Source organism: Cricetibacter osteomyelitidis, assembly GCF_004340985.1.
In the GTDB taxonomy this organism is placed as follows: domain Bacteria; phylum Pseudomonadota; class Gammaproteobacteria; order Enterobacterales; family Pasteurellaceae; genus Cricetibacter; species Cricetibacter osteomyelitidis.
The window spans coordinates 25,467-34,603 of sequence record NZ_SLYB01000027.1 but is presented as its reverse complement, the minus strand read 5'-3'; the positions used below and the strand labels follow the sequence as shown (position 1 = coordinate 34,603).

The 9,137-nt window shown below is 44.6% G+C and carries 9 protein-coding genes; 2 read left to right on the top strand and 7 right to left on the bottom strand.

What is annotated here, in order from left to right; translation table 11 throughout:
* The 7 genes from EDC44_RS10530 to ulaG all read right to left on the bottom strand — a co-directional run.
* A partial coding sequence (locus EDC44_RS10530) for a type VI secretion system Vgr family protein (RefSeq protein ID WP_131978562.1) occupies nucleotides 1–1,370 on the bottom strand: 1,370 nt, incomplete at its 3' end.
* A 92-nt stretch (nucleotides 1,371–1,462) separates the two neighbouring features.
* Nucleotides 1,463–1,711: a Uma2 family endonuclease gene (locus tag EDC44_RS10525; RefSeq protein WP_243647941.1), complete on the bottom strand. Its 249-nt coding sequence runs from the start codon at nucleotides 1,709–1,711 to the stop codon at nucleotides 1,463–1,465.
* 123 nt (nucleotides 1,712–1,834) lie between these two features.
* The gene (locus EDC44_RS10520) at nucleotides 1,835–2,653 is read right to left on the bottom strand and encodes a pyridoxal phosphatase (protein WP_131978559.1); all 819 of its coding nucleotides are present in this window, start codon (nucleotides 2,651–2,653) and stop codon (nucleotides 1,835–1,837) included.
* Between the two features lie 77 nt (nucleotides 2,654–2,730).
* Nucleotides 2,731–3,447 (bottom strand): L-ribulose-5-phosphate 4-epimerase, encoded by a 717-nt coding sequence (araD, locus tag EDC44_RS10515; protein ID WP_131978556.1) that lies wholly within the window; start codon nucleotides 3,445–3,447, stop codon nucleotides 2,731–2,733.
* Nucleotides 3,444–4,304 (bottom strand): L-ribulose-5-phosphate 3-epimerase, encoded by an 861-nt coding sequence (locus EDC44_RS10510; protein ID WP_131978553.1) that lies wholly within the window; start codon nucleotides 4,302–4,304, stop codon nucleotides 3,444–3,446. The genes araD and EDC44_RS10510 overlap by 4 nt, the downstream gene beginning before the upstream one ends.
* Nucleotides 4,305–4,376: 72 nt before the next feature.
* Complete coding sequence (ulaR, locus tag EDC44_RS10505) at nucleotides 4,377–5,132, bottom strand: HTH-type transcriptional regulator UlaR (protein WP_131978550.1); 756 nt, start codon at nucleotides 5,130–5,132, stop codon at nucleotides 4,377–4,379.
* Nucleotides 5,133–5,221: 89 nt separating this feature from the next.
* Nucleotides 5,222–6,313 carry an L-ascorbate 6-phosphate lactonase gene (gene ulaG / locus EDC44_RS10500; RefSeq protein WP_131978547.1) on the bottom strand — a complete coding sequence of 364 codons (1,092 nt, stop codon included), beginning with the start codon at nucleotides 6,311–6,313 and terminating at the stop codon, nucleotides 5,222–5,224.
* Between the two features lie 399 nt (nucleotides 6,314–6,712).
* Here ulaG and EDC44_RS10495 point away from each other — a divergent pair, with 399 nt between their 5' ends.
* Nucleotides 6,713–8,530 (top strand): PTS ascorbate-specific subunit IIBC, encoded by a 1,818-nt coding sequence (locus tag EDC44_RS10495; RefSeq protein WP_131978544.1) that lies wholly within the window; start codon nucleotides 6,713–6,715, stop codon nucleotides 8,528–8,530.
* Between the two features lie 67 nt (nucleotides 8,531–8,597).
* Complete coding sequence (locus tag EDC44_RS10490) at nucleotides 8,598–9,059, top strand: PTS sugar transporter subunit IIA (RefSeq protein WP_131978542.1); 462 nt, start codon at nucleotides 8,598–8,600, stop codon at nucleotides 9,057–9,059.
* Nucleotides 9,060–9,137: the final 78 nt, after the last annotated feature.

Below are 9,137 nucleotides of genomic sequence, written 5' to 3'. Positions count from 1 at the left end.
GGTTCGGTGGTGCTGTGATAGGTGCGGCCGGTGATGATGGGTTGGTCCGGGTCGCCTTCTAAGAAGTCCACGATGACTTCATGTCCGATTCGCGGGATGGCGATGTTGCCGAACCGGGCGCCCGCCCACGCTTGGCTGACCCGTACCCAACAGGAGCTGTTTTCGTTGTTTTCACCCTCTCTGTCCCAAGGGAATTGGATTTTCACCCGTCCCCAGTCGTCGCAGTAAATCTCTTCGCCCGCCGGGCCGACGACATGGGCAATCTGCGGGCCGTCTACCCGCGGTTTCGGGTTCGGGGTCGGGCGCCATTGCGTGGTACTCGGGATAAACTTGATATGGTTTTCATAGCGGTTGCCCTGTTCCCCCGCTTCTTCTTCCAGAATGCCGGGCTGCCAGCCGCGATGCTCTACTTCCACCGCTAACCAGCTTTGGTTGAAACTTTCCCGTGGGTGTCCCGAGAGGGTAAAACGATAACCGGGAATCAGGCGTAAATCATCCCCCGTTGCAAGTGCCACTTCCGCTTCGCGCTGTTCGTATTCCAATCGGTAGCGGCTGAACGGTTCGCCCTGTGCATCGCGTTTGTAACGCCCCGGGTAATCGTATTTTTCGTAAATATTGACCGCACTTTCGCCGAGTACGCTAGTTTGCTGCAGGGCATGTTGGTGTTCTTGAGAGTAAGTCGGGTGGGTGAAGGTGTAATCGCATAGGGTTTGGCGGTTGGTGCCAAGTTTGGCTTGATATGCCCAGTGCCATAAAGCGGCTTCGGGGCGTTCACCGGCAGGCGTGGGATTATAAAGCAATGTGCCTTTTTCCGGGGCCAGTGCGCTGTGGTTGCTGAAATGGAGGGTGTGGTCGTCTTCGGTATGTGAAAAATAGTAATAAGTCCCTTCTTCCGCCGCCAGTCGTTCGATAAAGGCTAAATCCGTTTCCCGGTATTGTACGCAGTATTCCCGTTGCCAATAACTGTCACTTAAATGAAATTCGACTTGATTGATATGATTCTTTGAAAGGAGTTGACGCAGGATTTTTTCGCTGTCTTGTTGTTGGAAGATTTTATTGTCCGATTGATAGGAGGCCCGCACCAAATCCGGCTCGATAACCATGTTATAGCGGGTGCGGGAAAAGCCGCTTTCGCCCTGTACCAGTTGAGTCACAACTCCATTAACATAACGCACCGGCTCAAGCCCTTGCCAGAAAGTGAGTGTGGCACTGTTGTCCAAAATCTCAACGAACGACGGTGACGAGTCAAAACTCGCCAGCTCCAATCTAAATAACTGCGAAAGCCCTTCTTTTAATACAAAACTGACGACATCGAATTCGGTAGCGCCGTTCACTTTTAAACTATAGCGGTAGTCGGATTGTTGGGACATTGTGTTCTCCTTTCTTAAATCTTAAAAAAGTATTTTGCCTATAATACAAAAAACCCTAAGCAAGGTAAATGCCAGGGGCTTATGAATATCCGTTAAGCTAAAATCAAACTTGCGGTTTGCGCCTTGGAATTATTCGGCGAGAGAATTTCCACCACCAAATCCGGCGCGCCTAAACAGCCACGATTATCTAATTTTTGCGGATCACAAATTACACATAAATCTGGTTGTACCACAGTTTTTATATTCCCGCTTTCGTCAGGAAAATGCATATCAAATGGTACGGCATATAATTCGCACTGATGCCCTTCAAATTTTTGTGCGACTCTTAATGTCAGCTTCATTGATATTCTCCTGTCAATTAAGGCTTGGTATAGCACAAGGCAGATTTCCTTTCGGCAATGGAACAATGATATTGGCAAAATACCGTATTTTTTAACCGCACTTTTCCAAGAAAAAGCGTGGATTTATAGGCCTAAATATTCTTCCAACACCGCAGCAATACCGGCTTGGTTATTATCCGTGGTGATTAGTGCCGCCTGTCGTTGGATTTCTATTTCTGCATTGCCCATTGCCACGCTAAGCCCTACAGCAGTGAGCATACTGATGTCATTATGGTTGTCGCCGAATGCAATCACCTCTTGTGGGTTAATATGCCATTCCTTAAGCAGAGTAGTCAGTCTGCCGCCTTTGGTGTTACCGGTATTAGCGATGTCAACACGATCCACCCACGACCATTCGCAGCTAAATTCCTCTTGCGGTAAATCAGCGAGTACGGCGTGCATAATGTCTTTATCCGGCGCGCTGATTACACATTTCCAAATCGGCGAATGATGATCGATAATCTCTTGAATGCTCGCTACTTGGCGTACGTCAGGACGTATATCAGGCGGACAACTTTCTACCCACTTTACAAATTTTTCCATATGCGGATTGAGTTCGGCATAGTTCATTGAATCGCGAGAATACATTAATAAATGGCAATGGTGCTTTTGCGTTGTATCAAAAATCAGTTGTGCTTGTTGTTTGGAAAGGGGATTGGCGAAGGGCGTACTATCCGTTGCCACATCATAAATATAGGTGCCGTTGCAACAAATAATCGGCGTGGTTAGTCCTAATTCGTGGTAATAGGGTTTTACCGCTGTGTGATGCCGCCCCGTTACTAAAATAATTTTAGTGCCCTTATTGATTGCCGCCTGAATGGCACGTTTATTTTCGGCAAGAATTTGTCCCTGCCCATTGAGTAAGGTGCCGTCTAAATCAAAAGCAACCACTTTATAATTCATAATAAACTCCGATATAAAAATGAGGATGTAAAAATAACTAAAGGCAGTCAATACTGCCTTTAACCGATGAGGATTAATTACTGCCCGTAATAGGCATTTTTGCCGTGTTTACGCAAATAATGTTTATCCAGTAATTCCTGTTGCATTGAACCGATATTCGGGCGAATTTGGTGGCTAACGAAATTCATGTATGCTACTTCTTCCAACACGACGGAGTTATGTACCGCATCAAAGGCATCTTTGCCCCAGGTAAATGGACCGTGGGAATGCACCAGTACGCTCGGTACGGCGGTCGGTTCGATATTACGTTTGCGGAAAGTTTCCACAATTACTTTGCCGGTTTCCAGTTCGTATTCACCGGCGATTTCTTCCGGTGTCATTCGGCGAGTGCAGGGTACGGAGCCGTAGAAATAGTCGCCCTGAGTCGTGCCAAGTGCCAAGATATCTTCCCCTGCCTGTGCCCAAGCAGTAGCATGGCGGGAATGGGTATGCACTATGCCGCCAATGTCGGCAAATTGACGATAAAGCTCAAGGTGGGTTGGGGTATCGGAGGACGGTTTTTTATTGCCATACACACGATTACCTTGTAGATCGACAAAGACGATGTCTTCCACTTTCATTGTGTCGTATTCCACGCCGGAAGGTTTGATGGCAATGAGACCGCTTTCACGATCGATTTCGCTCACATTGCCCCAAGTGAACGTAATTAATTTATATTTTGGTAATTCTAAATTGGCTTTAAATACACGTTCACGCATTGCTAATAAAGCCGGGGTTAATTCGGTTAAACTCATAGGGTAAATCCTCCTTCTTGCATTTTTTGTTCGATCCAACGGCGTGCGTTGATAATTTCCGCGATAGGCTCGTCCGCTTTTTCCGTCCACATTTCAATTAAGAATGCCCCACGGTAGTTGAGTTCCGCCAAGATTTTAAAGCAGGTAGGGAAATCCACACAGCCATCGCCAAACGGCACATCACGGAATTGCCCTTTACAGGTGTCGGTTACTTTGTAAGTATCTTTTAAGTGAATGGCAGAGATTTTGTCAATGCCGAGTTTGAGCTCTTCGGCAACGTTGTTATTCCACGCCGAGAGATTGCCGAGATCCGGATAAACCGTAAACCAAGGGGATTTGATAATGTCGTCCCATTTTTTCCAGCGGGAAATGGAACTCATAAATTTGGTGTCCATGATTTCTACAGCAAGGGTTACTTGGTTGCCGGCGGCAAGCTCAACCGCCCATTCCAAACCTTGTCGGAAACGTTCAACCGTGCTTTCGTCCTGCTCTTCATAATAGACATCGTAGCCGGCAAGCTGAATGGTGCGAATGCCGGTATCCACCGCAAACAGAATCGCCTTTTCCATAATTTCATAGGCTTTTTGGCGAGTCGCTTCATCACGACTACCAAACGGGAAACGGCGATGTCCCGATAAGCACATTGACGGCACGGTTACGCCGGTATTGACAATGGCTTTAACCAATTTCAAGCGCTCTTTTTTGCTCCAATCGAGCCGCGCCAAACGTTCATCGGTTTCATCAATGGACATTTCCACAAAATCAAAACCGCAGGCTTTGGCAATGGATAATCTGTCCTGCCAGCTGATGTTTTTCGGTAAGGCTTTTTCGTAAATACCTAGTTTATGTTTTCTCACGGAAAACTCCTTAATGGTTATTTTTTCGTAAACTTCTTGGGACACAAATTCTCTCCCAAATCCGACCGCTCTTTAAGCAAGCATTACCTCTAATCCCCGTTTTCTTAACGCCTCGATAATCTTTGGAGAGGCTTCTTTGCTGGTGATTAATAAATCAATCTGTGCCAATTCGGTAAATAACATGCCTACTTGCTGACCGAGTTTGCTGCTATCAAGTAACACCACATATTTGCTTGCTTTACTGGATAAGCGTTGCTCCGAATTGGCAATAATCATGTCGGTTTTGTAAAGCCCCTCTTCGGTAAAGCCTTTGCCGCTGGTGAACATAATATTGGCAGCGTAGGGGCTTTCATTTTGGTTAAGAGACAAGGTGATAGCTTTGGCACGGTTGTATTGTCCCCCCATAATCACTACGTCTTCGTGTTTATTTTCAATTAAATCATTGGCGAGCGGTAAAAAATTGGTAATAATCTGCAATTTTCGTCCACATAAAAAGCCACTTAATAGTCGCATTGTGGAACCACAGGTTAAAATTACGCTATCTCCTTCTTGACAGAGGGTATTTGCCAATTGTGCAATTCGCCGTTTTTCTTCTAAGTGATTGACGTTTAAATTATTAACATTATATGGGGATTTTGATGACGTATTCTCCGTCCATTCTGCACCGTTGCGGACTTTTTTTAATCTGCCTTGCTCTGCTAATTTGTTAATATCCCGTCTGGCGGTCGCTGGCGAAATAGCCAATAAATCAATGATTTCTGCGGTAGAAAGTATTTTCTTTTCACACAATAATTGCAAAAGTCGCCGATGGCGATAATTTTCGTTCATTATAGTTTCCTTGTTATTTTGTTCTATTGAACATAATGAACAAAAAATAAGCCGCCTTCAAGTACTAAGGCGACTTTTTTTTATTTATTTTATAGCATTGATTTAAACTGAATATTTGGTTCGTGTTCAAAGCAATCATCAAAGCCGCGTGGATGATGATATTCGATTAAATCTTTATCGCGTGGGTAAACGTATTTACCGCCCACTTCCCAAATAAACGGATGGAATTTGTATTGCAGGCGTTCTTTGCGCATTTTCCATAATTGGATAATTTCGTCAGTGCTCGCCATAAAGTTGGTCCAAATGTCATAGTGTACCGGAATAATCACTTTACAACGTAAACTTTCCGCCATACGCAATAAATCCACGGAAGTCATTTTATCCGCAATACCCACCGGGTTTTCACCGTAGTTATTTAAGGCGACATCAATATCAAATTCTTTACCGTGTTTGGCAAATTGGATAGAGAAGTGGGAATCCGCACCGTGATAAATATTACCGCCCGGCGTTTTGAATACATAGTTCACAGTTTTGCGTCCCATTTCTTCATCCGACGGGCAAAGACCGGCAAGTTCGCCGCCTTGTGCATCTGCGCCTTCCACCGGTAATGTCACCAAACAAGTGCGATCGAAAGAATCCAAGGCGTGAATTTCCACATCTTTGAGTTTCACTACATCACCCGGTTTCACCACAATAATGCGTTCTTCCGGCACACCCCATTTTTTCCATAGTTCCGCACAATGCCAAGGGCCGACAAATTTAACGTGATCCAATTTCGGATTATTCACGATTGCCGCTGCCACGTTCACATCAATATGATCGCTGTGATAATGGGAGGCAAGAATAAAATCCACTTCATTGATCGCAAACGGATCTAACACCATTGGGGCGGCACGTAGATTCGGCTGCAATTTGCGCACGCCAGCCATATTTGCCATTTGGTGACCGCGCACCATATCTTTCACTTGCTTAGTGGATTTTCCACGACCACACCACAAATCCATACAAAGGTTGGCGCCGCCCGGGGTTTTAATCCACACGCCTACGCAGCCAAGCCACCACATAGCAAAGTTGCCTTCCGGCACCACTTCTTGCTCAATTTCTTCGTTCAACCAGGTTCCCCATTCAGGGAAGGTAGAAAGAATCCAACTTTCACGGGTAATTTCTTGAATTTTGCTCATTGTAAACTCCTATTGGGTAGAGGGTATGAAATTTAAGTTAATAGAGGAATGAAAAATCATAAATAATCATAATTAATCATTTTAGGTTGTAAAATGATTTTTATCTATTTTGTGATCAAGATCACATTTTATTTTATAATAAATATAAATATCCATATTATTCAGCAAATTACGATTTTTTAAAGAAAAATAGAAAGTGCGGTCGTTTTTCTCATTATTTTTCTTATTGCGAAAAAGATGAAAATAAAATGTGATACAGATCACAAAACATCAAATTCAATCTTTTGTAATCATTGAATTCTGTTACCATTTATGTGTTTTCCTTTCCTTCTCTTTGGAAAGGAAATGTTGTACAAAGTTTTTCCAATTTTTTTAAAACAATGCAACAGAGATTCTATTATGGAAACGTTACTAGACTTATTTATCGTCTTCAGAGATCAGGTGCTTAATAAAGCACCGCTTTTATTGGGGATTGTTGCCTGCCTCGGTTACGTTCTTTTGCGTAAAGACACGACGACCATTATCAAAGGCACGATCAAAACTATTGTGGGTTTTATGTTGGTACAGGTAGGTGCCGGCGAATTGGTAAAAGGTTTTAAGCCGATTATCACCAAATTATCCGAATACCACGGCTTAACGGGCGCGGTAATCGACCCTTATACCAGTATGCAGGCGACCATTGAAACAATGGCAGACAACTATTCTTGGGTAGGCTATGCCGTATTGCTTGCACTTGCACTGAATATTTTATTGGTGGTGTTCAGACGCTTCACCGGCATTCGCACCATTATGCTGACCGGGCATATTATGTTCCAACAGGCCGGCTTGGTAGCGGTGTTTTATATGCTTATCGGTGCCTCAATGTGGGAAACCATCATCTACACGGCAATTATTATGGCATTGTATTGGGGGATTTCCTCTAATATTATGTATAAACCGACGCAAGCGGTTACGGGCGGTGCCGGCTTCTCCATCGGACACCAACAACAAATCGCTTCTTGGATTGCGGTTCAACTCGCGCCAAAATTAGGTAACAAAGATGATAGCGTTGATAATATGAAATTACCGAAATGGCTGCATATTTTCCACGACAGTATATCCGCCACCGTGTTGGTAATGACTGCCTTCTTCGGGATTATTTTGCTTTCTTTCGGTTTGGATAATTTACAAACAATGGCGGGCAAAACCCATTGGACAATCTATATTTTTGAAACCGGCTTAAAATTCGCCGTGGCGATCCAAGTTATCGTTATTGGGGTACGGATGTTCGTTGCAGAACTTTCCGAAGCTTTCAAAGGGATTTCCGAACGCGTGATTCCCAATGCCGTATTAGCGATTGACTGTGCGGCAATTTATGCTTTCTCGCCAAATGCAATGGTGTTCGGTTTTATGTGGGGGGCGATTGGTCAGTTTGTCGCCGTCGGTTTATTATTGGGCTTTGATGCTTCCGTATTAATTATTCCGGGCTTTATTCCAATGTTCTTCTCCAACGCCACTATCGGCGTGTTCGCTAACCATTTCGGCGGCTGGCGCGCAGTGATGAAAATCTGTTTTGTAATGGGGATCATCGAAGTGCTGGGCTCCGCGTGGGTGATTCACTTATTAGCCACCCAAGGCGCCGCTTTTAACGGCTGGATGGGAATGGCAGACTGGGCATTGTTCTTCCCACCGGTCTTGCAAGGCATTGTGAGCATTCCGTTCTTCTTCTTTGTGATTTTGGCTTGTGCCTTTGTTTATATGGCATTTGCTTCGAAAAAATTACGTGCGCAAGAAGCAGCTGCCGCAGCGGCAGGCAGAACCCTTGAACAAATGGACGGCTACGGCGTTGATGAAAGCGTTGAAGAGTCGGTAACTGCAACAGCGACAAGTGCAAATCACGTCGAAAGTGCGGTCGAAAATGATACTGTTTCCGAAGGCGTTAAGCCGATACGAATCCTTGCGGTATGCGGTTCCGGACAGGGTTCATCAATGATGATGAAAATGAAGATCAAAGGTTATCTGGACAAACGCGGCATTCCAAATGTAATGGATTCCTGTGCCGTGACGGATTACAAAGGCAAATTGGACAGCACGGATATTATTGTATCTTCCAAACATTTATCCGATGAAATCCAAGTGGGTGAAGGCAAATTTGTACTCGGCGTGCAAAATATGTTAAATCCGAATTCCTTTGGTGATGAATTAATCGAATTGATTAAAAAGTTTCAAGATAAATAGCCCAAAAGTGCGGTCGATTTTTAAACCCAATTGACCGCCGATTATCCGCAAGGATTAAGGACAAACTATGCTAAAAGAATCCCTAATTGAAAATAATTCTATCAAACTCAACCAAACCGCTGTCAACTGGGAAGAAGCGGTAAAAATCGGCACGGATTTATTGGTGGCTTCCGGCGCCATTGAACCGCGTTATTACACCAACATTATTGAAAAAGTGAAAGAGTTGGGACCTTATATCGTGCTGGCGCCGGGGTTGGCAATGCCGCATTCGCGACCGGAAGACGGCGTGATTCGCACCGCATTTGGCTTAACCACCCTTGCCGAACCGGTGGATTTTAACGGCGAAATGATTTCCGTGCTTGTCACCCTCGCCGGTAGTGATTCCGACACCCATATCCAAGGTATTATGGAAATCACCCAAATTTTTGATGATCCGGATAGCGAAGACGGCATTAATCTGCAAAAATTCTTGGATTGTAAAACCACAGAAGAGGTGCTTGCCGTAATTGATGCAGCATTGAATGGATAATCTAAAGTTGTTGAGGCGAGCCTATGTGTTCGCCCGAAAATACATTATCGCCAAATACGGACGGACACATAGGTCCGT